This is a genomic window from Mycobacterium sp. UNC410CL29Cvi84, from assembly GCF_000686745.1.
GTDB classification, from domain to species: domain Bacteria; phylum Actinomycetota; class Actinomycetes; order Mycobacteriales; family Mycobacteriaceae; genus Mycobacterium; species Mycobacterium mucogenicum_B.
The window spans coordinates 264,215-286,244 of sequence record NZ_JMLM01000003.1 but is presented as its reverse complement, the minus strand read 5'-3'; the positions used below and the strand labels follow the sequence as shown (position 1 = coordinate 286,244).

Sequence of the window (22,030 nt, the reverse complement as noted above, 5' to 3'; positions counted from 1 at the left end):
AGGGTGAGCGAAGAAATCCGCCGGCAATTGATCGAAGCCGGCATCGTGATCCTCGAACGCGATGGTCTCCAGGCGCTGACGGTGCGCAAGCTCGCCGCCGAGGTGGGCACGTCGACCATGGTTGTGTACACCCACTTCGGCTCGATGACCGGAGTGGTCGACGCCCTGTCGGCCGAGATCTTCGCGCGGTTCGGCGCAGCGCTGGCGGCCATCCCGCACACAGAGGATCCGGTGGCGGACTTCTTCTCGATGGGCGCCGCCTACCGCCGGTTCGCGCTGAAGAATCCCCAGCACTATCAGTTGATGTTCGGCACGACGGTTCCGGCATCGTTGTCGAGCGTCCGCAGTGATCTGACGGTGACCGGTCATGCCACGTCGCGCGACGCGTCCTTCCAGACGCTCTGTGATTCGGTCCGCCGGATGGCCGAGGCCGGGCGCATCCGGGACGACGGCGAAGCCGCTGTCGCAGGCCGCATCTGGAGCATGTGCCACGGTGCGGTGATGCTCGAGATGGCCGGGTTCTTCGGCGCGGAAGGCCACGGGCTGCGGGACATCCTCACCCCGATGATCGTCGATTTCCTCGTCGGAATGGGTGACGAACGAGAGCGCGTCAACGAATCACTCGCCACCGCGACCGCGGTGCTCGTGGCGAGCGGTCACCTGTGAGCTAGGCGAAACCGCCGTCGGCCCGCAGGATCGAACCGGTGGTGAAGCTGGATGCGTCAGACATCAAAAACAGTGCGGCGCCGACGATTTCGCGAGGATCGCCGGCACGCTGCAGCGGCAACGAGCGGAAGGCGCTCGACGGATCCGCACCCCACGCCTTGCTGATGTCGGTGAGGAACGGCCCCGCCATCAGGGTGTTGACCCGCACTGTCGGGCCGAATGCTTTCGCGAAACCCTCTGTGAGCGTGTTCAATCCGGCCTTGGCGGCGGCGTACGGCAGCATGTAGGCGTCCGGCCGCAGTGAGCCTGACGAGCTGATGTTGATGATCGACCCGCCGCCGTCGGCCACCATCCGCTCGCCGACCAGAGCCGACAATCGGAACGGTCCCTTGAAGTTCAGGTTCACCACGGCGTCGAACAGCTTCTCCGGCACCGAGCCCAACGACTCGTACAGCGGCGACATCCCGGCGTTGTTCACCAGGACATCGACCTTGCCGAACCGCGCGTATGCGGCGTCGACCAGGCCGTCGAGTTCGTCCCAGCGGCCGACGTGCACCTGGTGGGCGAGCGCGGCCCGCCCGGTTGCTTCCACGATCTCGTCGGCGGTGGTCTGACACGACTCCAGGTTCCGGCTGGCGATGACGACGTCGGCGCCGCAGTGGGCCGCCGCGAACGCCATCTCCCGGCCGAGGCCGCGACTGCCCCCGGTGATCAGGACCGTCCGGTCGGTGAGGTCGAACAGTTCGTCGGCGTACCCCATGGCGGCTCCTTTGATGCTGGGGTGGCGTGCTGGTGCCCATGTTGTCATGGCGACCGTCCCGTGCTGCGTAGTGCGCCATCGGCATTGTTTCCCGCACGTTCACACACCGTTACACTTATATATACGAGTACTGAATTAGCCCATAACTTGTATTGACAACTATGGCGACGTGCCGCACTGTTATGCCATGCCAAATCAACTGAGCTACGACGTCGTGGTCGTAGGAGCTGGAATCGTCGGCCTTGCGCACGCCTATCACGCCCACCGGCGCGGACTGGCGGTCGCCGTCGTCGATCACGCCGCCGGTGTGGCCGGGGCGTCGGTGCAGAACTTCGGCCACGCGTGCATCACCGCGCAGAACGGTGTCGCGCTGGACTACGCCCGGGCCGGCCGGGCGCACTGGCTGGACCTGTCCCGGCAAGCCGGGTTCTGGTCGAAGCAGGCGGGCACCTACTGTGTGGCCCGCCACGAGGACGAACTCGCCGTCATGCGTGAATTCGTCGACGTCCGGCCCAGTGGTGACGTGCACCTGCTCAACCATCAGCAGATGGTCGACCGCGTACCGGTGCGTGATCCCCGCGTCGTCGGAGGCATGTACTTACCGGGCGACCTTCAGGTCGACCCGCGAACCGCGGTGCCGGCCATCGCGCGGTGGCTGGAATCGCAAGGCGTCGACTTCCATTGGCGTACCGCGGCTTTCGGCTTCGAACCGGGTGTCGTGCATACCTCGCGCGGGCCGATACGCACCGAGACCACCTTCATCGCCGTCAACTACGACATCGACCGGCTCTTCCCCGAACTGGCTGAGCGCGACGGGTTGCTCCGGTGCCGGCTGCACATGATCCGGGCCAGGCTGCCGCTGGCGTTCACGCTCCCGGCGCCGCTGTTCACCGGTTGGTCGTTGCTGCGGTACGCGGGTTTCGAGGACCTGCCCAGCGTCGGTGCCGTCGCACAGCGACTGCGGGACGAGCACCCCGCCGCGGTGGACATCGACCTGCACTTGATGTTCACGCCGCAGCCCGACGGCTCGCTACTGATCGGCGACACCCATATCCGGGAAGTCACGGCCACGCCGTTCCAGTCCGAGCAGGGCTTCGACATCCTGCTCGACCAAACCCGAAAACTGTTCGGCATCAACGACATCGAAGTCAGCGAACGTTGGCAGGGCGTCTACTGCTCGGCGCCGGGGCAGGAGTTCCTTATCGAGGAGCCGGTGGCACGCACCCACGTCGTGACGGTCACCACCGGGATCGGCATGACCACCGGCCTGGGCCTGGCGGCTGCCGCCGTCGAGCGGGCGCTGTCGTCGACGAGCATTCCCGCAACTGTTTGAGTCACACCAAAACCCAACCACCACAACGGAAGAGGACGAAAAAGTGGAAAGTCAATCAGCACCCGGAATCGGCCTGGTCGTGTTCGACATGGCCGGTACGACGGTCGAGGACACCGGCCTGGTACAGCAATCGTTCCTGGCCGCCGACAGTCACGCCGGTCTGTCGAAGACCGATGCGGACCGCGCGGAGATGCTGCGCTACGTCGCCGACACCATGGGGCAGTCGAAGATCGTCGTGTTCCGCCACCTGAGCCGCGGCAACGAGGAGCAGGCACAAGCGGCCAACAAGGAGTTCGAGCGCTGTTACGCCCAGCTGGTCGCAGACGGCAAGTGCAGCCCCATCCCGCAGGCCGAACATGTCATTACATCTTTCCGATCGCGCGGTATCAAGGTCGCGCTGACCACGGGCTTCGCCCGGGAAACCCAGCAGGCCATCATCGAGGCGCTGGGTTGGCAGGACCTCGCCGACGCAGTGCTCTGCCCCGCGGCCGGCGTCCGCGGACGGCCCTACCCCGACATGGCGCTCGCGGCCCTCATGCAGACCGAGACCGAGTCGGTGCAATCGATGGTCGTCGTCGGTGACACCTCGTCGGACGTCATCACCGGCCTGCGTGCCGGAGCCCGCGCTTCGGTCGGCGTGCTGACCGGCGCGCACAACGCTGCGCAGCTTTCCGCTGCCGGCGCCACCCACATCCTGGACAGCGTGGCCGACCTGCCCGGTTTGGTGGCAACCCTGGGCTGATTCGACGACGCACTCCGCGGCGGTCGGGTGCCGCACCCTCGGCCCGACCGCCCCCGCGCTTTTCACTCTAACCTCTCGCGCCCTCGCGCCAAAACCCTTGCCTTGCCGACGATCTCGATGGCGTTTCCGCGCCTGTGGTCGGCCCATCTTCGCTCCGCGCTCCCTTACCCCGCACCCAGTGGAAGTGAACAGCCATGTCGCACACCCTGCTGTCCAAGTCGCGCACCACCAATCCGAAGTATGAACGCTGGCGTATCCGCATCTTCGCCATCACCTGGATCGCCTATGCCGGTTTCTATTTCACCCGTCAGACGTTCTCCGTAGCCAAGCTCGGCATTCTCGAAGACCCCATCCTGCACCTGCACCTGACCAAGAGCGTCCTGGCCAACCTCGACGCCGCGTATCTCACCGCCTACGCCGTCGGCCAATTCGTCTGGGGCCAGGTCTCCGACCGGTTCGGCCCACGGGTCGTCGTGCTCGGCGGCCTGGCCATCTCGGCGATCGCGACCCTGTTCATGGGTCTGCTGCCGGCCGTGGTCTTCCTGCTGCCCTTGATGATCGTGCAAGGCCTGGCTCAGTCGACGGGCTGGTCGGGCACGTTGAGCAACATGTCGCAGTTCTTCTCCGTCGGGGAACGTGGCCACGTCCTGGGGCTGTGGAGCACCAACTACGCCTTCGGCGGCCTCGTCGCCGCACCGGTGGTCGGGTGGTTCGCCTACGACCTGTTCGGCAGTTGGCGCGCGGCGTTCTTCAGCGGTGCGGCCATCGTCGCCGTTGTGTTCGTGTTGTTCTTCATCTTCCAGCGCAACAGCCCCGCGGACGTCGGCCTGCCGCCGATCGAGGAGTACCGGGCGGCTCAGGACTCCGTGGAGGGCGTCGAGCTCGACGCCGCCGCCACGGACGAGGCCATCGCCGAGCCCACTTCGTCGTGGCGTGAGTCCCTGGCCGTGGTGCTGAAGGATCAGATGGTGAGAACCCTTGGGGCAGCGTACTTTCTGCTCAAGCCGGCCCGCTACGCCATCCTCCTGTGGGGCCCGGTGATCGTTGCCGAACAGCTGCACGACGGTGACAAGTTCACCGCGGTGACCGTCCCGGTCGCGTTCGGCATCGCCGGCGTCATCGCCCCGATCCTGCTTGGCCGCGTCTCGGACAAGGTGTTCAAGGCACGCCGGGTGCCGGCGAGCGTGATCAGCCTGGCCGTGCTGGTTGTGGTGCTCATGCTGTTCGGGCCGCTGACCGCGACAGGCAATGTGTGGATCATGGTCGGCGTCCTCGGCCTGATCGGCCTGACCGTCTACGGCGCCGATGCCATGATCTCGTGTATCGCGGCCGTCGACTTCGGTACGTCCAAGCACGCTGGTACGGCGACGGGAATGATCAACGGCTGCGGCTCGGTCGGCGCCATCCTCGGTGGTCTGCTGCCGGGTTACCTCGGTACCTCAGCACTGTTCTATGGCTTCGCCGGGGCCGCGTTCATCGCCATGCTGCTGTTGATTCCCTACTGGAACCGGATGCCGGTGGCCGACTAGCCACCTGCGCGCGATCCCCCGTGAAGTTCGCTTGCGGGGGATCGTGCGTCAGGCGCGGACGTCGATGGTGCGAGCGTTGACGATGCTGAAGGCCACCACGTCGGGCCGGTAACGGTCGTCGGAATATTCGAACGCCACCCCGAACTGATCACGTGAGGTACGACGCTCGCGCAACAGGGGACTGCCCCGTTCGAGGTGCATGTTCTCGGCGTCGATGTCGTCCGCGGCGACAGCATCCAGCACGTGCTCCATGGCGTCCCACTGCACACCACGGTCGGTCAGATAGTCGGTGATCGATCCGGAGTCGGTGTCGAATTCGAACAGCAGCGAACCCACCGCGTCGGTGAAACTGCTTCGCTCGATCATCACCGGCTCACCGTCGAGCAGTCGCACGCGCAGCACCTCGACGACGAAGTCGTCGGTGGTCAGGCTCAGCGCGGTGGCCGCGGTCTCGCTGGCGCGTCTGCGCGAGATCTCCAGGGTCCGGCTCCCCGCGGTGCGGCCATTACGTTCGGCCCACTGGGTGAACGGCGTGAACGTGTCCAGCGTCTGGCGGACGTCGTGGCTGCGGACGGTGGCCGGCTTCCCCCGCGAAATGCGGATCAGGCCTTCATTTTTCAGCGTCGCGAGAGCCTGACGGACCGGACCTCGGGATACGTCGAACTCCGCGCACAGCGCGCTCTCGGCGGGCAGTGACTCACCGATCTGGTACTCGTGCCGCGTGATCCGCTGCCGCAGCACCGCCGCGACATGCTCATGGCGCGACCGGGAGCCGACCATCGGTGTACCGCCTCTCGGTGTCTTGTCATGACAACTTAGCTGCATAGTATTGCCCGTCAGCGCACAACCGCTGTGGAGGAAACCGCTATGCAACTGCTTCTGATCCGTCATGCCCTGCCGCTGCGCAACGAGCCCGGTGAGGGCGCCGACCCCGACCTCTCCGAGGAAGGCATTGCGCAGGCCAACCGGCTGCCGGACGCGCTCAAGCGGTTCCCGATCACGCGGCTGCTCAGCAGCCCGCAGAAGCGCGCCATCCAGACCGGCCAGCCGGTGGCCGACGCGCTCGGGCTGCCCATCGAGATCGACGACCGGCTCGCCGAATACGACCGCGACATGGCGCAGTACATCCCCATCGAGCAGATCGCGGCCGAGCATCCCGAGGAGATGGCCCGGCTCATGACCGGCCACCTGCCCAGCAGCGTCGACGAAGAGGCATTCCTCGCCCGCATCACCGAGGCCGTCACCGACATCGCGAGCGAGGCCGAGGCCGACGACACCGTCGTGATCTTCAGCCACGGCGGCGTGATCAACGGACTGCTGCACGACATCGTGCCGACCGAGCGCATCCTGTCGTTCCAGGTCGACTACACCGGCATCACCCGGCTGCTGGCCTCACGCAGCGGCCGGCTGGCGGTCGCCGGCGTCAACAGCGTCGAACACGTGTGGGATCTGCTGCCGCGAAATCAGCGGTGGTAGACAGATCGGGTGGCATCTCTCGACGGCTTGGATCTGACGGCGCTCGACGCACACCTACGCGACATCGGAGTGACCCGCAGCGGTGAGCTGCGAGCCGAATTGATCGCCGGGGGCCGGTCGAATCTGACGTTCCTGGTGTTCGACGACGCCGCCAAGTGGGTACTGCGCCGGCCGCCGCTGCACGGGCTCACGCCGTCGGCGCACGACATGGCGCGGGAGTACAAAGTTGTTGCGGCACTTGAGGGTACAACGGTGCCGGTGGCGCATCCGGTGACGATGCGCAATGACGACTCGGTGCTGGGTGCGCCGTTCCAGATGGTCGAATTCGTGCCCGGCCGGGTCGTGCGCTACTCGGCGGAGCTCGACGCGCTGGGCGATCAGCAGACCATCGACGCCTGTGTGGACGCGCTGATCAAGGTGCTGGCCGCCCTGCACGCCCTGGACCCGGAAGCCGTCGGGCTGGGGGACTTCGGGAAGGCCAACGGGTACCTCGAGCGGCAGGTGCGGCGGTGGGGTTCGCAGTGGGACTTGGTGCGGCTGCCGGATGATCCGCGCGATGACGATGTCCGCCGGCTGCACGCCCTGCTGACCGAGAAGCTGCCGCCGCAGAGCCGCAGCGCCATCGTCCACGGCGACTACCGCATCGACAACACCATGCTCGACGCCGTCGACGCGACCAAGGTGCTGGCGGTACTGGACTGGGAGATGTCGACCCTCGGTGACCCGCTGTCCGACGCCGCGCTGATGTGCGTCTACCGGCACCCGATGTTCTCGATGGTGCATTCGGACGCGGCGTGGTCCTCGGACAAGATTCCGTCGATGGACCAGCTGGCCCAGAAGTACGCGGTGGCGGCCGGGCAGCCTTTGAATCATTGGGAGTTCTATCTGGCGCTGGCGTACTTCAAGCTCGCGATCATCGCCGCCGGCATCGACTTCCGCGCCCGGATGGCCGCCGGCGAAGCCGGCCACGACGACCCCGTCGGTGAGGCCGTCGCGCCGCTCATCGCCGCCGGCCTCGCGGTAATTTAAAGTCCGGCCTTCAAGTTCTTCCGTGCGGCGAGCCGCAACTGCAGAATCCGAATGCTCGCCACTGCGAAGGTCAGCAGACCGCCTGCGACGGCTGCGAGCAGGATCGCCACACCCTTTTGAATGGTCAGCTGCCACCCGAAAAGCCGCAGCGTGACGTCGTCGCCGTTCTGGATGACAAACACCAACAGCAGGATCAGGATCAGGAAACCGAGGACCAGCGCCGTCCAGAGTGCCGCGGTGCGGGTGAACTTCACTGCCGATGCCGGTGTCTTCGGTTTCTTGTCTGGAGAGCCCGGCTTGGGGGACTTGGGTGCCGGCGGTTCGGTGTGCGTAGGCGCCGCTTCGTGGGCTGACCCGGTCGGCTCGGGGGTAGACGCGTGATCGCTACTCATACCGACCATCTTGACGGTTCTGCGGGCCGGATGCCGGGAACTCCGACACCAATTTTCGAATAACGCTAGGGTCGGCCTGAGTGCACGACGCCGGAAGGATGTTCGGGTGGCGCGAATTCTGACCGCTCTGGGCCTGCTGCTCGCTGTCCTGTTGACGGGCTGCGGCAGTGCGAATCCCCTCGGTGGGGGCAGTATCTCGGGTGATCTCAAGTCGATCGTGGTGGGGTCCGCCGACTTCCCCGAGTCGAAGATCATCGCCGAGATCTATGCGCAGGCGTTGGCGGCCAACGGCTTTACCGTCGGCCGTCAGTTCGGTATCGGCAGCCGCGAGACGTACGTCCCTGCGGTGAAGGACCATTCGATCGACCTGATCCCCGAGTACACCGGCAACCTGCTGCAGTACTTCGATCCGAAGACCAAGGCCACCGCCGCCGGTGACGTCGAATTGGCGCTCGTGCGAGCGCTTCCGGGCGACCTGTCGATCCTGACTCCCTCCCCGGCCGAGGACACCGACACGGTCGCGGTGTCGGCGGAAACCGCCAAGAAATGGAATCTCAAGACCATCGGTGATCTGGCCCAGCACTCGGCCCAGGTGAAATTCGGTGCGCCGTCGGAGTTCCTGCAACGGGCCGAGGGACTGCCCGGATTGAAAGCCAAGTACGGCCTCGATATCGCGCCGTCCAACTTCATCGCCATCAGCGATGGCGGGGGACCGGCCACCGTGCGGGCGCTGGTCGACGGAACCGTCACCGCGGCAGATATTTTCAGCACGTCGCCGGCCATCGTGCAGAACAACCTGGTGGTGCTCGAGGATCCGAAGCACAACTTCCTGGCCGCCAACGTGGTGCCGCTGGTGGCGTCGCAGAAGAAGTCCGACCTGCTCAAGACGGTGCTCGACTCTGTCAGCGCAAAACTCACCACGAAGGCACTGATTGACATGAACACCGCGGTCTCCGGCAACAGCGGCGTCGACGCCGACCAGGCCGCGAGAAAATGGGTCCAGGACAACGGATTCGACAAGCCGGTGAGCCGATGATCACGTTCGACAAGGTCACCAAGAGCTACGGCAGCGCGGTCGCTGTCGATGAACTGAGCCTCGAGATCGCCGAGGGGACGCTGTCGGTGTTCGTCGGGCCGTCCGGGTGCGGCAAGACCACCTCCATGCGAATGATCAACCGGATGATCGACCCCACCTCCGGAACCCTGACCGTCGACGGTGCCAACGTTGCCACCGTCGACCCGGTGCGGCTGCGCCTCGGTATCGGCTACGTGCTGCAGAGCGCCGGCCTCATGCCGCACCTCAAAGTGGTGGACAACGTCGCCACCGTGCCGGTCCTCAAGGGCGAATCACGCCGCAGTGCAAGGAAAAAGGCACTGGGCGTGTTGGAGCGTGTCGGGCTCGACGTCAAGCTCGCCGATCGCTACCCGGCCCAACTGTCGGGCGGGCAGCAGCAGCGGGTCGGGGTGGCCCGGGCGCTGGCCGCCGACCCGCCGATCCTGCTGATGGACGAACCGTTCAGCGCCGTGGACCCCGTCGTCCGCGAAGACCTGCAGACCGAAATTCTGCGGCTGCAAAGCGATCTGCGTAAGACCATCGTCTTCGTCACGCACGACATCGATGAGGCCGTCAAACTGGGTGACCGCGTCGCGGTGTTCGGACCCGGCGGCACCTTGCAGCAGTACGACGCACCGCAACGGCTGCTGTCCAACCCGGCCAACGAGTTCGTCGCGGGCTTCGTCGGCGCCGACCGCGGTTACCGCGGCCTGCAGTTCCGTGACACCGACGGACTGCGGCTCCGCGACATCCGCACCGTCACCGAACCGGCGGTCGACGCACTGGATCTGACCGACGGCCAATGGGCCCTGGTCGTCAATGCCGACGGCACCCCCTACGCCTGGATCAACGCCGACGGCGTCGGTCTGCACCGGCACGGAAAGTCCTTGTACGACAGCACCATCGCCGGTGGTTCGCTGTTCCGGCCGGACGGCACGCTGCGGCTGGCGCTGGATTCGGCGTTGTCGTCCCCGTCCGGACTGGGCGTGGCGGTCGATGAGCGAGGCCACGTGATCGGCGGGGTGGGCCTCGACGATGTGCTGGCAATCATCAAGAGTCGCAAGGGCGCACAGTGAAATACCTGCTGACCCACCTGGAAGGGGCGTGGCTGCTCACGCAGATTCACCTGCGGCTGGCCCTGCTGCCGTTGCTCATCGGCGTGCTCATCGCCGTGCCGCTCGGCGCGTACGTGCGACCGCGGCCGCGGCTGCGCCGATTCAGCACCATCACCGCCAGCATCGTCTTCACCATCCCGTCGCTGGCGCTGTTCGTGGTGTTGCCGTTGATCATCCCGACGCGCATTCTCGACGAAGCCAACGTCCTGGTCGCCCTGACGCTGTACACCGTCGCGCTGCTGATGCGGACGGTGCCCGAGGCGCTCGACGCCGTTCCTGCGGACACCCGCGAAGCGGCTACCGCCATGGGTTATCGGCCACGCACCCGATTCTTGAGAGTCGAACTCCCGCTGGCGATTCCGGTCCTCACCGCCGGGATGCGGGTGGTCGCCGTCACCAACATCTCGATGGTGTCGGTCGGTTCGGTGATCGGCATCGGCGGGCTGGGCACCTGGTTCACCGAGGGATATCAGGCCGACAAGAGCGACCAGATCATCGCCGGCATCATCGCCATCTTCGTGCTGGCGGTGGTTGTCGACCTCCTCATCCTGAGTGCGGGCCGCCTGGCCACCCCGTGGACCCGGGCGAAGGCGCCGGCATGAATTTCCTGCACCAGGCAATCGCCTACATCTTCACCGCGGCCAACTGGACCGGCCCGGCGGGCCTCGGCATGCGGATGCTCGAGCACCTGGAGTACACCGGCATCGCGGTGCTGTGCAGTGCGCTCGTCGCCGTTCCCGTGGGCATGTACGTCGGGCACACCGGTCGCGGCACGGCCCTGGTGGTCGGCGGCGTCAACGCCCTGCGCGCCCTGCCCACCCTCGGCGTCCTGCTCCTCGGCGTCCTGCTGTGGGGACTGGGACTGGTGCCGCCGACCGTCGCGCTGATGCTGCTGGGCATTCCGCCACTGCTGGCCGGGACGTATGCCGGGATCGCCAACGTCGATCCGGTGGTGGTCGACGCCGCCCGCGCCATGGGCATGACCGGGCGCCAGGTGCTGCTGCGCGCCGAGGTACCCAACGCCATGCCGCTGATCGTCGGCGGGTTGCGGACCGCGACGCTCCAGGTGGTCGCCACCGCGACCGTCGCGGCGTACGCCAGCCTGGGCGGGCTGGGCCGGTTCCTCATCGACGGCATCAAAGTGCGCCAGTTCTATCTCGCGTTGGTCGGCGCGCTACTCGTGGCGGCGCTCGCGCTGGCTCTGGACGCCGCCTTGGCGTTGGCTGTGCGGGCGTCGCGGCCCGGTCCGTCCGGAGTTTCAATCGTGACTACGAAGGCGGGCCTCCGTCGCCTACGGTAGACGGGTGAGCGCAGACCAGTCCGATGTCACCGAACCCGCCTGGCCCGCGATTCTGACCTGGCGCGCGCCGGATGTGTCGCGCATGGAGTCGGTCCGGGTCCAGTTGTCCGGCAACAGGATCAAGGCATACGGCCGGATCGTGGCCGCTGCCACCGAGATTCATCCCGCGTTCAGCGCGTCGTATGACCTGGTCACCGACGAGAGCGGCGCCACCAAACGCCTGTCTCTCACCGTCACCCTCGCGCAGCGCGAACGGCAGCTGTCCATCGCGCGTGACGAAGAGAACATGTGGCTGGTGCAGGACCATCAGAACCAGGCCCGGCGCGCCGCCTACAACGGCGCCCTGGACGTCGACGTCGTCTTCAGCCCGTTCTTCAACGCCCTGCCCATCCGGCGTACCGGCCTGCACAACCGCACCGCGTCGGTGTCGCTGCCCGTCGTCTACGTCCGGGTGCCGGACCTGACGGTGGAAGCCGTCACCATCGGCTACACCAGTGCCGGCCCGGGCAAGCCGATCAAGCTGGACTCGCCCGTCGCAGACACCTCGATCACCGTCGACGACGACGGCTTCATCCTCGGCTACCCCGGACTGGCAGAGCGGATCTGATCACGCCGCCGGCGCGGCCCTGCGCGGCGAGTTCTTCGCGCCAGCCGTCGGCGCCGATGGTCGTCGCGATGATCTGCGGGCGGCGGAAGCTGTCGTAACGGACCCGTGCCGCATGGCCGCTCTCCACGAGTTCGGCCACCGATTGCGCCTCGACCAGTGACGACCGGGCCTGGCTCAGCAGTTCCATGGCCCGGTCCAGCATCGTCGTCAGCTCCGTGGCGTTGGCCTCGCACATGGCCCGGACCAGGTCAGGCGCGGTGGCCGCGACCCGGGTGCCGTCCCGGAACGAGCCCGCGGCCAGGGCGAATGCCAGCGGAACCTCACCGGCCGTCGCGGCCAGCGCCTCGGCCAGCAGGTGCGGCAGGTGCGAGATCGCGGCGGCCGCGGCGTCGTGCTCATCGGAGCGCGCGGGCACGATGACCGCGCGGCAGTCCAGCGCCAGATGCATCACCTGGGCCCATACCTGGGGGTCGACGTGGTCGTCCACGCTCACCACCCACGGTGCCCCGGCGAACAGATCCGGGGTGCCGGCCGCCCAGCCGGAATGCGCGGTGCCGGCCATCGGGTGTCCGCCGACGAACCGGTCGAGCAGGCCGAATTCCTGAACCTGTTGCAGCACATTGCCTTTGACGCTCACCACGTCGGTGAGCGGGCAATCCGGGGCAGTATCGCGGATGCGTTCGAGCATGATCGGCAGTGCCGGGACCGGTACCGCCAGGACGATGAGCGCCTCGGTGTCGGCGGCGCGTTTGAGAGCGGCGGTGAGGTCCTCGCTCGCATCGAAGCCGTCGGCCGTCGCCGACCGGACCGCGTCGATCGACCGGTTGTATCCGAACACCTCGCGGCCCGCGGCCTGCCCGGCCCTCATCAGCGAACCGCCGATGAGTCCCATACCGAGCACACACACCGGAGTTGTCACCTTGCAAGGTTTGCACACGGCGCCGGTGGGGTACATATGGGACCGCTGGTCAAGTGGCAGAGTGCGGACTAGCGTTATCCGCATGGGAGTACAGCGCGCGCAGGCACAGCAGCAGGTTGCCGATCTCCCCGACGGTTTCGGGGTCGCGGTCGTCCGGGAGGACGGCGCATGGCGTTGCGTCCCGCTGAAGCGCGCGGCGCTGGTGGATCTGGCCGCCGCCGAGACCGAACTTCGTGAACTGCGTTCCGCCGGGGCGGTTTTCGGCCTCCTCAACGTCGACGACGAGTTCTTCGTGATCGTCCGCCCGGCGCCCTCCGGGGCCCGGCTGTTGCTGTCGGACGCCACCGCGGCACTGGACTACGACATCGCGGCCGACGTGCTGGAGAAGCTGGACGCCGACCTGAGCCTCGAAGAGCTCGAGGAAGACGACCCGTTCGAGGAAGGCGACCTCGGGCTGCTGGCCGACCTGGGCCTGCCCGAGGCGGTGCTTGGCGTGATCCTCGCCGACGACGAGTACGCCGACGAACAACTCAGCCGCATCGCCCAGGAGATGGGATTCAACGACGAACTCGTGGCGGTATTGGACAAGCTGGGGCGGTGAGCGCAGCCGACTGCAACCCGATTGTCAGCTCCAGCGACGAACGGCTGATCCGGCTGGCGCTGGAGGCCGCCCAGCTCGCCGGGGCCGATGATGTGCCGATCGGCGCGGTGGTCGTCTCAGCCGACGGGGTGGAGCTGGCTCGGGCCGCCAATGCCCGCGAATCGCTGGGTGATCCGACCGCGCACGCGGAAATCCTGGCGCTGCGCGCGGCCGCCGCGGTCCACGGCGACGGCTGGCGGCTGGAAGGTGCGACGCTGGCCGTCACCGTTGAGCCGTGCACCATGTGCGCCGGCGCGCTGGTGATGTCCCGGGTGGCCCGCGTGGTGTTCGGGGCGTGGGAACCCAAGACCGGCGCCGTCGGCTCGCTGTGGGATGTGGTCCGTGACCGGCGGCTGACGCACCGGCCCGAGGTCCGTGGTGGGGTGCTGGAGGCCGAGTGCGCGGCGCTGATGGAGGGGTTCTTCGCCCGGCAGCGGTAGGACGGCCTGGTCAGAGCCCGATTAGGGCGAGACACCATGTGGCCGGTAAGCTGCCACACGGTGGCGTGTCCGAGCGGCCTAAGGAGCACGCCTCGAAAGCGTGTGTGGGGTAACCCCCCACCGAGGGTTCAAATCCCTCCGCCACCGCCATAGAGCCCCTCACCTGTCACCGCAGGTGAGGGGCTTTTTTGCGACCGCTCGAATAGGCCCCGGAGACCACAAAGGCCAGGCACCCATCTCGGGTGCCTGGCCCATGTGATCAGGAACTAGCGGCCGAAGGTGAAGGCCGAGCCGCCGTTGACGTTGGAGCCGCCGACCGGGGTCGCGACGCCTGCACCGGAGTTGGTGCCGGCCTGAACGCCGTCGGGGCCGATCTCACCGGAGGTGCCGGTGTTGAAGCCGCTGCCGCCGACCGGGGTGTTGACGGCTGCACCGCCGCCGGTACCGCCGCCGAACGTCGGGATCAAGTCGGCCGGGGCGGGCGCGGCGAACTCGTTGGAGGCGCCGGCGTTGAAGCCGCTGCCACCGAAGGGCGTGTTCACACCCGCGCCACCGCCGGCATTGGCGCCGCCGCCGTAGTTCGGGATGAAGTCAGCCGGGTTTGGCACGTTGAAATCGGTGGACGCACCGGTGTTGAAGTTGCTGCCACCCAGCGGGGTGTTGATCGCCGCGCCGGTGTTGGTGTCGAAGCCCGCGCCACCGAAGCCGGCGTCGGTGCCCGTGGCGGTGCTGAACTCACCGCCGCCGAGCGGGGTGTTCACACCGGCGCCGCCGCCCGCGTTGCTCGATGCGTCGAAGGGATGCCAGAAGGGGTTCTCCACGCCGAAGCCGGCGCCGCCACCGGCGTTGCCGTTGCCGATCGGGGTAGCGACCGCGGCGCCGGTTTCACCGGAAACCTCGTCGTCGGCCCAAGCCGGAGCCGCGACGGCGAGCGGGACCAGCGCCAGGGCCGATGCCGCAGCAAATCCGATCAAACGTCCTGAGTTGCGCATTAGTGATACTCCAATCATGGTTCTCTCGCGTGTGGCCAGGTGAACCTACTGGGTCGTACTCGGTTCATCCGACCACTACCCTGGTATCGCCGGCCGCGGCGCATCCGTTACAGCAGTGAACCAGGTGGTTAACACGCCACGATTTGCTATCAGTCTCGGTTTGATCACTGACTCTGGGAATATGCTGGCAATTTTCGTTGTCTGTGACCTTGCTGGCGAGCTGGCCGCTATTCCTCGGCCAGGAGCGCTGCTTCGTACCAGTGGCACAGCAGCAGTGCCATCTCGACGTCCAGCCGGTCGTCGCCAAGGGGCCGTCCCCGCCGCTCCAGTGCCCGTCCGACGCGGTACTTGACGGTGTTGAAGTGCACCACCAGCTCATCGGCCGCGGCTGTGTAGCTACCACCGTGCCGCAGGAACACCTGCAAGGTCTCGCGTAGTCGGGCGTCATTGGCGCCGGCCCCGGCCAGCGGCCCGAGAACCGTGTGGACGAACTCCCGCGCGTCGTCCTGATTCTCGCCCATCAACGCCGCGGCGGCGAAGCCTGTCGCGTCGGCTGCGGTGACGCCTGTCAGGTTGGCGGTCACCGCGACGCCGTGTGCGCGAAGGGCCTGCCGGTGCGACTGCCGGAAACCCTCGACGCTGGGTAGCGGCGTGCCCACGGCGACGGCGGGGGCGCCCGGATAGGACTCGGCGAACCGCTTCAGTTGTGAGGACGCGCCAGGCGCGGTGGCGCCGGACAGCGGCAGCCAGCCCCAGCCGGTCCGCTGGTCTGCGGCCAGGAACAGTGGACTGCCCTGAGTGCCGACATGATCGGCGGCAGCCCGGAGGAACTGTTCGAGTTTTGCCAGCGCATCGTCGTGGGCGATAGCACGGCCCGCTGGCTGCCTGTCTTCTCCGGGCCACCACAGCACCACGGCCAGATGCTGACGTCGCATCGGATAGCGGATCGCGGCGGTCACGGCCTCGGGGTCGGAGTCGTTGCCGGACAACACTTCCCGCACCCGGAGTGCTTGGGTGCTGTTGCGGTTGGCGAGCCAGCGATCGCGCTCGTCCTCGTAAACCCCGACGACCTCCTGCGAGATCCAGTCGATGTAGCGGAACGTCACCGACGTTATCCGCTCGAAGACGGCCAGCCTGGTCTGCGGCGCGAAGTCGGCATTGTTGATCTCCTCGGCGCAGACGTCGAGCGCCATCGCGTGGCCAATCCGGTAGGCCCGAACCAATGCGTTCATCGGCACCCCCCGCTGCGCGAGCCGGCGGGCGTACTCCAGGGCGGCCGTCGGCGCTTCGATGTTGTCCAGAGATATGTCGTGGCGGAGGGCGTGGAAGATGGTGTTGATATTGCCCGCAACGCTTGCGCCGAGCAGCTCGATGATCTCGGGATCGCCACGTAGTTCGGTGATATCGCTGGCCAGGCGGTTCCCGACGGCGCGGGAAACCTCATCCTGGCGAGCGATCAGACGCGTCATGACGGTGGTGTTGGCCTCGCTGACCGCCGGATCCATGCGCCGACTGTAGAGCGAAAATTTGTGTCGAACGTACAAATCGTCCGACAAAGTTGATCGGCGCACGACGGAGTGGTGCACACCACAAACTCCTACGTTTATGACATGAACCTCGCCACCCTGCCCGACCGCCGCGCCGCCGCGGCGCCCCACGCACCGGCCGTCGCCGACGACGAGACCGACCTCGACAACGCCGCATTTCTCGATGCCGTCCAGCGCGCCGCCGGGGCTCTGCATCAGCGCGGTGTGCGCGCCGGCGACGTCGTCGGCATCATGCTCCCGAACCGCGCGGCATTCGTCGTCGCGCTGTTCGCCACGTGGCGGCTCGGCGCCGTCGCGACGCCCATCAGCCCGACCCTGGTGCCCGCCGAAGTCGCCTACCAGGTGGCCGACGCCGGCGCCGTCGTGCTCGTCGTCGATCGTGACGTCGACTCCGACGTCACGGTGCTGCACGTCGACGACATGGGTGGCGAGCCCCGCACGGCCGATCCCGTGGCCGGCAACGACGACGATCTGGCCCTGCTGATCTACACCAGCGGCACCACCGGCCGGCCCAAGGGCGTCATGCTCGACAACACCAACCTGAATGCCATGTGCGCCATGGTGATCGAAGGCTTCGAGTTGACCGATGCCGACCACAGCCTGCTCATCCTGCCGCTGTTCCACGTGAACGGCATCGTCGTCAGCGTGCTGTCGCCGCTGCTCGCCGGCGGCCACACCACCATCGCCGGCCGGTTCAATCCGGCGACCTTCTTCACCCGCCTGGAATCCAGCCGCGCCACCTATTTCTCCGCGGTGCCAACCATTTACACCATGCTGCTGGGCCTGCCGCCCGAGGTTCAGCCCGACACCTCCGCGGTCCGGTTCGCCGTGTGCGGCGCCGCACCGGCCAGCATCGAACTGCTGGAGGGCTTCGAAAAGCGCTACGGCATTCCCCTCGTCGAAGGCTATGGACTGTCCGAGGGATCGTGCGCCAGCACCGGCAACCCGCTGAACGGGCCGCGCAAGGTTGGCACCGTCGGAATCCCGTTGCCGGGTCAGGAAATTCGCATCGTCGACCTGGCCGGTGCCGAAGTGCCCCAGGGTGAACTCGGCGAGGTGATCATCAAGGGACCCAACGTGATGCGCGGTTACCTGAACCGGCCCGAGGAGACCGAGAAGACCCTGAAGGACGGCTGGCTGCACACCGGCGACGTCGGTCGGTTCGACGAGGACGGATATCTGGTCCTGGTCGACCGAGCCAAGGACATGATCATCCGCGGCGGCGAGAACATCTACCCCAAGGAGATCGAGACCGTCGTGCACCAGGTTGCCGGCGTCGCCGAGGCCGCCGTGGTCGGACGCGCGAGCGGGCTCTACGGCGAAGAGCCGGTGCTGTTCGTCTCCGCGCATCAAGGAGCCGAACTCGACGTCGACAACATCGCCGCGCACCTGCAGGCGTCACTGTCGAAATACAAACTGCCCGTGGACATCACGGTTCTGGAGACGCTGCCGAAGAACCCTGTCGGCAAGATCGACAAGCCGTCGCTGCGCAAAACCCTCACCGCCACCGATCCGCGAATCTAGCCTGATACCAGCAAAGGAGCTCACATCATGGGATTCATCAAACCGACCTTGCCGAAGGTCGACCTGGAAGAGTTTCTCCGCATGCCGCTGCAGGAGCGGCTCCGCATCATGTGCCTCAAGTGGGTGGACGAAGGGTACGGCGCACCGCGCATGATCCACGTCCTCTACATCCTCAAACTCACGGTCTTCTACGCGATCGGCGGAGTCACGATCGCGACCGCGACATCGCACCTGCCGGCGTTCTGGCACGTCTCGCAGTGGTGGGACCAGCCGATCGTGTACCAGAAGGTGATCCTGTGGACGGTCCTGCTGGAACTCGTCGGGTTCGCCGGCTCCTGGGGACCGCTGGCCGGCAAGACCAAGCCGATGACAGGCGGGTTCCGATTCTGGGCCAAGCCCAACACCATTCGGCTGCGGCCGTGGAAGGCGGTGCCGTTCACCAACGGCGACCGGCGGACCTGGTTCGACATCGTCGTCTACCTCGCCCTGATGGCCACGGTGCTCCTGGCTCTGGTGCTGCCCGGCGTGCCCAGCGAATCGCTGTCGAAAGCATTGCCGGACAACACCTCCGGACTGGTCAACCCGGCGCTGTTCGTCGCGCCGATCATCCTGTTCGTGCTGATCGGGCTGCGGGACAAGACGATCTTCCTGGCCGGCCGCGGTGAGCAGTACCTGCCGGCGCTGATCTTCTTCGCCACACTGCCGTTCGTCAACATGATCATCGCCGGCAAGCTGCTGATCGGCACGGTCTGGATCTGGGCCGGCGTCTCGAAGTTCGGCCTGCACTTCACCAACGTCATTCCGCCGATGGTCAGCAACAGCCCGGCGATCCCGTTCAAGTGGCTCAAGCGGGCCCACTACCGCAACTTCCCCGAGGACCTGCGTCCCTCGCACCTGGCCACCTTCATGGCTCACGGGCCGGGCAGCATCGTGGAAATCGCTGCGCCACTGGCACTTCTGTTCTCGCCGTGGCCGTGGCTGTCCATCGCGGCCGCCGCCATCATGGTCAGCTTCCACCTGTTCATCATCTCGACGTTCCCGCTGGCGGTACCGGTGGAATGGAACGTGCTGTTCGCGTACGCCACGCTCTTCCTGTTCCTGGGCTTCCCCAACGGGGACGGCTACGCGGTGTGGGACATGAACCCGGGCTGGCTGGCCATCGTGCTCGCCGCGGCGCTGTCGTTCTTCCCGATCCTCGGTAACCTGCGCCCGGACCTCGTGTCGTTCCTGCCGGCCATGCGCCAGTACGCCGGCAACTGGGCCTCGGCGGTGTGGACCTTCACCCCCGGAGCCGAGCAGAAGCTGAACCGCGTCACCCGGTCCTCGCCCAACTCGGCCGACCAGTACGTCGCCTTCGGATGGGATCCGCTCACTGCCGAAGTGTTCACGCAGCAGGTGACGGCGTGGCGGGCCATGCACAGCCAGGGCCGCGGTTTGTACTCTGTGCTGCTGAAATGCCTGCCCGACATCGATACCCGCACGGTGCGCGAAGGCGAGATGTCGTGCAACACCATCATCGGCTTCAACTTCGGCGACGGGCACCTGCACAATGAAGATCTGATCCGGGCCATCCAGTCAGAGGCGCAGTTCGAGCCGGGCGAGTTCGTCATCGCCTGGGTGGAGTCGCAGCCTATCCACAAGATGACGCAGGAGTACAAGGTGATCGATGCGGCACTGGGCGTCATCGAGCGTGGCACGTGGAATGTGAAGGACCTGGTCGACGAGCAGCCGTGGCTGCCCAACGGCCCGATCCCGCTCAACGTCACGTGGCAGCGGGCGGGAGTCCTTCACCGATGAATACCGCGGTTGTGGTCGGCGCCGGGCCCAACGGGCTCGCCGCCGCCATCACCCTGGCCGCCAAGGGAATCGACGTCACGGTGCTGGAGGCCGCCGACCGCATCGGCGGCGGCATCCGCTCCAGCGAGTACATTCTCCCGGGCCTGGTGTTCGACGACTGCGCCGCCATCCACGTGATGCCGGCCGGCTCCAAGTTCATCAAAGACCTGGGCCTGGATCGCTATGGCCTGCAGTGGAAGTGGACCGACATCGACTGCGTCCACCCGCTCGACGACGGCACCGCCGGCGCCCTCTACCGCTCGGTCGAGACCACAGCCGCCGGGCTAGGGACCGACGGAGCACGGTGGAAAATGCTGTTCGGCGGGCCGTCGCGCCGGTTCGATGCCCTGTCTGACGACATCATGGGCCCGCTGCTGCGGATACCGCGACATCCCTTGGGGCTGGCCAGATTCGGGGCGCCGACGGTGCTGCCCGCGGCAGCGCTGGCCCGGGTCTTCCGGACACCGCAGGCCCGCGCGCTGTTCGGAGGCGTTGCCGCACATACCTTTCAGCCGCTGCACCATCCGCTCACGTCGGCGATCGGGCTGGGCATCATCACCGCCGGGCACGCCAACGGCTGGCCGGTGGCCGCCGGGGGGTCGCAGGCAATCACCAACGCCTTCGAGGCCGTGCTGACCGAACTGGGCGGCAAGATCGAGACGGGTGTGCGGATCACCGCGGCGTCGCAGTTGCCGCCCGCTGACATCACCGTCTTCGACCTGTCACCCACCGCCATCGCGGGCATTCTCGGAGACCGGCTGCCTACGCGGGTGCGCCGCGCTTTCGGCCGGTTTCGTTACGGCCCAGGGGCTTTCAAGGTCGACTTCGCGGTGGAGGGCGAGGTGCCGTGGACCAACGCGGCCGCGCGTCGAGCTGGCACCGTGCACCTGGGCGGTGACTTCGCCGAGATCGCCACGACCGAGCGGGACATCCACGCGGGCCGGATGCCGGAGCGTCCCTTCGTGTTGGCGTTCCAGCAGTACCTGGCCGACCCGGGGCGTTCGGTCGGCACCCTCAACCCCGTCTCCGCGTATGCCCACGTGCCCAATGGTTACAGCGGCGACGCCACCGAGGCGATGATCGCGCAGATCGAGCGTTTCGCCCCCGGATTCCGAGAACGCATCGTCGGACAGGCCGTGCGATCCACCACCGAAATGTCGGTCTACAACCCGAATTACGTCGGTGGCGACATCAATACCGGCGCCAAGGACGTCCGGCAACTCGCCTTCGGGCCGCGAACCACCCTGTCGCCGTACACCATCGGCGTCCCGGGTATGTACATCTGCTCGGCGGCCACGCCTCCCGGACCGGGTGGGCACGGCATGTGCGGAGCCAATGCCGCGGCCGTCGCACTGGCCCGGTTGGGGCGCTAGCTACACGTTCACCGCGATGGTGTGCATCTCCCAGACGAGAACTTCGGCGCCCTCGTCGGCCGCGGTGATGCGTTGTCCGCCGGTGCCGGTGAGTCGCACGGCATCACCGGTAGACAGCGGACCGGAGCCTTCGAACTCGGCCTGACCGCGGGTGACGAAGACGTGGCCGTACGGTGCGTCCGGTACCTGCACCGCGCTACCGGCGTCCAACCGTGCGACGTGCAGCGCGGCGTAGCTGTTGCCGAAGGTGATGGCGGCATCGTCCCGGTACTTGCGCATGCCGGATGCCATGGGAATCAACGTATTTCCGGCGAGTGCGGCGGAGATGTCGGCTTCCTGGTAGCTGGGAGCGCCGCCGAGTTCTTCGGGCGGAATCCACATCTGGACGACCCGCAGGGGCCGGCGTTCCTGCCGTCCGGCACCGTTTCGCTCTGAGTGCCGAATGCCGGTGCCGGCGCTCATCCGCTGGGCCAGGCCCGGATAGATGGTGCTCTCGTTGCCCAATGAATCCTTGTGGACCAGTGTGCCTTCCAGCACCCAGGTGATGATCTCCATATCCCGGTGGTCGTGCGCGTCGAAGCCTTCACCGGGGGTGACGGTGTCTTCGTTGTTGATCATCAGCAGGCCGTGGGCGTTGGCCGCCAGATCGAAACTGCCGGTCGCGGGGAACGACTGCCACGATTCCAGCCACTCGTTGCGCCAGTGCCAGCGTTCGTCAGCGCGGATGACGCGAATACCGGAAGTCACCGCACGATT

General features: G+C 66.9%; 23 protein-coding genes and 1 tRNA gene. 17 read left to right on the top strand and 7 right to left on the bottom strand.

All coding sequences use genetic code 11. The features are described from left to right. Positions 1 to 3: 3 nt before the first annotated feature. The gene (locus BR47_RS0107405; protein WP_029119087.1) at positions 4 to 666 is read left to right on the top strand and encodes a TetR/AcrR family transcriptional regulator; all 663 of its coding nucleotides are present in this window, start codon (positions 4 to 6) and stop codon (positions 664 to 666) included. Position 667: 1 nt separating this feature from the next. On the opposite strand, the gene BR47_RS0107400 is transcribed toward BR47_RS0107405, so the two are convergent. Next, positions 668 to 1,426 carry an SDR family NAD(P)-dependent oxidoreductase gene (locus BR47_RS0107400; RefSeq protein WP_029119086.1) on the bottom strand — a complete coding sequence of 253 codons (759 nt, stop codon included), beginning with the start codon at positions 1,424 to 1,426 and terminating at the stop codon, positions 668 to 670. A gap of 187 nt (positions 1,427 to 1,613) precedes the next feature. On the opposite strand from BR47_RS0107400, the gene BR47_RS0107395 reads away from it, so the two are divergent. The 3 genes from BR47_RS0107395 (at position 1,614) to BR47_RS0107385 (ending at position 5,030) form a co-directional block, all read left to right on the top strand. Next, positions 1,614 to 2,759: a TIGR03364 family FAD-dependent oxidoreductase gene (locus BR47_RS0107395; protein ID WP_029119085.1), complete on the top strand. Its 1,146-nt coding sequence runs from the start codon at positions 1,614 to 1,616 to the stop codon at positions 2,757 to 2,759. Positions 2,760 to 2,847: 88 nt separating this feature from the next. Next, the gene (locus tag BR47_RS0107390; RefSeq protein WP_051634683.1) at positions 2,848 to 3,501 is read left to right on the top strand and encodes a phosphonatase-like hydrolase; all 654 of its coding nucleotides are present in this window, start codon (positions 2,848 to 2,850) and stop codon (positions 3,499 to 3,501) included. Positions 3,502 to 3,695: 194 nt separating this feature from the next. Next, the gene (locus tag BR47_RS0107385) at positions 3,696 to 5,030 is read left to right on the top strand and encodes an MFS transporter (RefSeq protein ID WP_029119083.1); all 1,335 of its coding nucleotides are present in this window, start codon (positions 3,696 to 3,698) and stop codon (positions 5,028 to 5,030) included. Positions 5,031 to 5,078: 48 nt separating this feature from the next. Here BR47_RS0107385 and BR47_RS0107380 read toward each other — a convergent pair whose 3' ends face one another. Beyond that, complete coding sequence (locus BR47_RS0107380) at positions 5,079 to 5,810, bottom strand: GntR family transcriptional regulator (protein WP_020099454.1); 732 nt, start codon at positions 5,808 to 5,810, stop codon at positions 5,079 to 5,081. 87 nt (positions 5,811 to 5,897) lie between these two features. Here BR47_RS0107380 and BR47_RS0107375 point away from each other — a divergent pair, with 87 nt between their 5' ends. Both BR47_RS0107375 and BR47_RS0107370 read left to right on the top strand, forming a co-directional pair. Further along, entirely contained in the window at positions 5,898 to 6,506 is a 609-nt protein-coding gene (locus BR47_RS0107375) for a histidine phosphatase family protein (RefSeq protein WP_029119082.1), read from the top strand. A 9-nt stretch (positions 6,507 to 6,515) separates the two neighbouring features. Then, positions 6,516 to 7,535 carry a phosphotransferase family protein gene (locus tag BR47_RS0107370; protein WP_029119081.1) on the top strand — a complete coding sequence of 340 codons (1,020 nt, stop codon included), beginning with the start codon at positions 6,516 to 6,518 and terminating at the stop codon, positions 7,533 to 7,535. Here the strand turns inward: BR47_RS0107370 and BR47_RS29965 are convergent. Continuing rightward, entirely contained in the window at positions 7,532 to 7,927 is a 396-nt protein-coding gene (locus BR47_RS29965) for a LapA family protein (protein ID WP_029119080.1), read from the bottom strand. The genes BR47_RS0107370 and BR47_RS29965 overlap by 4 nt on opposite strands. 106 nt (positions 7,928 to 8,033) lie before the next feature. Here BR47_RS29965 and BR47_RS0107360 point away from each other — a divergent pair, with 106 nt between their 5' ends. From BR47_RS0107360 to BR47_RS0107340, 5 genes are read left to right on the top strand one after another with little or no spacing between them, the layout of a single operon-like run. Continuing rightward, positions 8,034 to 8,963, top strand: coding sequence for an ABC transporter substrate-binding protein (locus BR47_RS0107360; RefSeq protein WP_029119079.1), 930 nt, complete (start codon positions 8,034 to 8,036; stop codon positions 8,961 to 8,963). Continuing rightward, positions 8,960 to 10,057, top strand: a complete 1,098-nt coding sequence (locus BR47_RS0107355) for an ABC transporter ATP-binding protein (protein ID WP_020099449.1) — start codon at positions 8,960 to 8,962, stop codon at positions 10,055 to 10,057. The genes BR47_RS0107360 and BR47_RS0107355 overlap by 4 nt, the downstream gene beginning before the upstream one ends. Then, positions 10,054 to 10,698 carry an ABC transporter permease gene (locus BR47_RS0107350; protein ID WP_029119078.1) on the top strand — a complete coding sequence of 215 codons (645 nt, stop codon included), beginning with the start codon at positions 10,054 to 10,056 and terminating at the stop codon, positions 10,696 to 10,698. The genes BR47_RS0107355 and BR47_RS0107350 overlap by 4 nt, the downstream gene beginning before the upstream one ends. Beyond that, positions 10,695 to 11,396 carry an ABC transporter permease gene (locus BR47_RS29960; protein WP_036420196.1) on the top strand — a complete coding sequence of 234 codons (702 nt, stop codon included), beginning with the start codon at positions 10,695 to 10,697 and terminating at the stop codon, positions 11,394 to 11,396. The genes BR47_RS0107350 and BR47_RS29960 overlap by 4 nt, the downstream gene beginning before the upstream one ends. A 4-nt stretch (positions 11,397 to 11,400) precedes the next feature. Beyond that, a complete protein-coding gene (locus tag BR47_RS0107340; RefSeq protein WP_020099446.1) occupies positions 11,401 to 12,003 on the top strand; it encodes a putative glycolipid-binding domain-containing protein in 603 nt (200 codons plus the stop codon). Here BR47_RS0107340 and BR47_RS0107335 read toward each other — a convergent pair. Next, entirely contained in the window at positions 11,966 to 12,910 is a 945-nt protein-coding gene (locus BR47_RS0107335; protein WP_029119077.1) for a prephenate dehydrogenase, read from the bottom strand. The two genes, BR47_RS0107340 and BR47_RS0107335, sit on opposite strands and share 38 nt — an antisense overlap. A gap of 94 nt (positions 12,911 to 13,004) precedes the next feature. Between BR47_RS0107335 and BR47_RS0107330 the strand changes: the two genes are divergently transcribed. The 3 genes from BR47_RS0107330 to BR47_RS0107320 all read left to right on the top strand — a co-directional run bounded on the left by BR47_RS0107330 (position 13,005) and on the right by BR47_RS0107320 (position 14,152). Further along, entirely contained in the window at positions 13,005 to 13,523 is a 519-nt protein-coding gene (locus BR47_RS0107330) for a tRNA adenosine deaminase-associated protein (RefSeq protein ID WP_029119076.1), read from the top strand. A 20-nt stretch (positions 13,524 to 13,543) separates the two neighbouring features. Next, positions 13,544 to 14,002 carry a nucleoside deaminase gene (locus tag BR47_RS0107325; RefSeq protein ID WP_029119075.1) on the top strand — a complete coding sequence of 153 codons (459 nt, stop codon included), beginning with the start codon at positions 13,544 to 13,546 and terminating at the stop codon, positions 14,000 to 14,002. 59 nt (positions 14,003 to 14,061) lie between these two features. Further along, positions 14,062 to 14,152, top strand: a tRNA-Ser gene (locus tag BR47_RS0107320). Between the two features lie 116 nt (positions 14,153 to 14,268). Here BR47_RS0107320 and BR47_RS0107315 read toward each other — a convergent pair. Further along, on the bottom strand, positions 14,269 to 14,994 hold the full coding sequence (locus BR47_RS0107315; RefSeq protein ID WP_036426896.1) for a hypothetical protein: 726 nt from the start codon (positions 14,992 to 14,994) through the stop codon (positions 14,269 to 14,271). Positions 14,995 to 15,221: 227 nt separating this feature from the next. Then, positions 15,222 to 16,499, bottom strand: a complete 1,278-nt coding sequence (locus BR47_RS0107310) for a PucR family transcriptional regulator (RefSeq protein WP_029119073.1) — start codon at positions 16,497 to 16,499, stop codon at positions 15,222 to 15,224. Positions 16,500 to 16,604: 105 nt separating this feature from the next. On the opposite strand from BR47_RS0107310, the gene BR47_RS0107305 reads away from it, so the two are divergent. From BR47_RS0107305 to BR47_RS0107295, 3 genes are read left to right on the top strand one after another with little or no spacing between them, the layout of a single operon-like run. Continuing rightward, the gene (locus tag BR47_RS0107305) at positions 16,605 to 18,065 is read left to right on the top strand and encodes a class I adenylate-forming enzyme family protein (protein WP_036420192.1); all 1,461 of its coding nucleotides are present in this window, start codon (positions 16,605 to 16,607) and stop codon (positions 18,063 to 18,065) included. A 27-nt stretch (positions 18,066 to 18,092) separates the two neighbouring features. Continuing rightward, positions 18,093 to 19,862 (top strand): DUF3556 domain-containing protein, encoded by a 1,770-nt coding sequence (locus tag BR47_RS0107300; protein WP_029119071.1) that lies wholly within the window; start codon positions 18,093 to 18,095, stop codon positions 19,860 to 19,862. Beyond that, positions 19,859 to 21,274, top strand: a complete 1,416-nt coding sequence (locus tag BR47_RS0107295; RefSeq protein WP_029119070.1) for a phytoene desaturase family protein — start codon at positions 19,859 to 19,861, stop codon at positions 21,272 to 21,274. Before BR47_RS0107300 ends, BR47_RS0107295 begins: the two co-directional genes overlap by 4 nt. On the opposite strand, the gene BR47_RS0107290 is transcribed toward BR47_RS0107295, so the two are convergent. Continuing rightward, positions 21,275 to 22,021, bottom strand: a complete 747-nt coding sequence (locus BR47_RS0107290; protein ID WP_090562569.1) for a pirin family protein — start codon at positions 22,019 to 22,021, stop codon at positions 21,275 to 21,277. Positions 22,022 to 22,030: the final 9 nt, after the last annotated feature.

Coding starts and splice junctions, on each gene's coding strand:
- BR47_RS0107400 (WP_029119086.1), bottom strand. CDS start 1,426: ATGGGGTACGCCGACGAACTGTTCGACCTCACCGACCGGACGGTCCTG.
- BR47_RS0107395 (WP_029119085.1), top strand. CDS start 1,614: ATGCCAAATCAACTGAGCTACGACGTCGTGGTCGTAGGAGCTGGAATC.
- BR47_RS0107390 (WP_051634683.1), top strand. CDS start 2,848: ATGGCCGGTACGACGGTCGAGGACACCGGCCTGGTACAGCAATCGTTC.
- BR47_RS0107385 (WP_029119083.1), top strand. CDS start 3,696: ATGTCGCACACCCTGCTGTCCAAGTCGCGCACCACCAATCCGAAGTAT.
- BR47_RS0107380 (WP_020099454.1), bottom strand. CDS start 5,810: ATGGTCGGCTCCCGGTCGCGCCATGAGCATGTCGCGGCGGTGCTGCGG.
- BR47_RS0107375 (WP_029119082.1), top strand. CDS start 5,898: ATGCAACTGCTTCTGATCCGTCATGCCCTGCCGCTGCGCAACGAGCCC.
- BR47_RS29965 (WP_029119080.1), bottom strand. CDS start 7,927: ATGAGTAGCGATCACGCGTCTACCCCCGAGCCGACCGGGTCAGCCCAC.
- BR47_RS0107355 (WP_020099449.1), top strand. CDS start 8,960: ATGATCACGTTCGACAAGGTCACCAAGAGCTACGGCAGCGCGGTCGCT.
- BR47_RS29960 (WP_036420196.1), top strand. CDS start 10,695: ATGAATTTCCTGCACCAGGCAATCGCCTACATCTTCACCGCGGCCAAC.
- BR47_RS0107330 (WP_029119076.1), top strand. CDS start 13,005: ATGGGAGTACAGCGCGCGCAGGCACAGCAGCAGGTTGCCGATCTCCCC.
- BR47_RS0107315 (WP_036426896.1), bottom strand. CDS start 14,994: ATGCGCAACTCAGGACGTTTGATCGGATTTGCTGCGGCATCGGCCCTG.
- BR47_RS0107310 (WP_029119073.1), bottom strand. CDS start 16,499: ATGGATCCGGCGGTCAGCGAGGCCAACACCACCGTCATGACGCGTCTG.
- BR47_RS0107305 (WP_036420192.1), top strand. CDS start 16,605: ATGAACCTCGCCACCCTGCCCGACCGCCGCGCCGCCGCGGCGCCCCAC.
- BR47_RS0107300 (WP_029119071.1), top strand. CDS start 18,093: ATGGGATTCATCAAACCGACCTTGCCGAAGGTCGACCTGGAAGAGTTT.
- BR47_RS0107295 (WP_029119070.1), top strand. CDS start 19,859: ATGAATACCGCGGTTGTGGTCGGCGCCGGGCCCAACGGGCTCGCCGCC.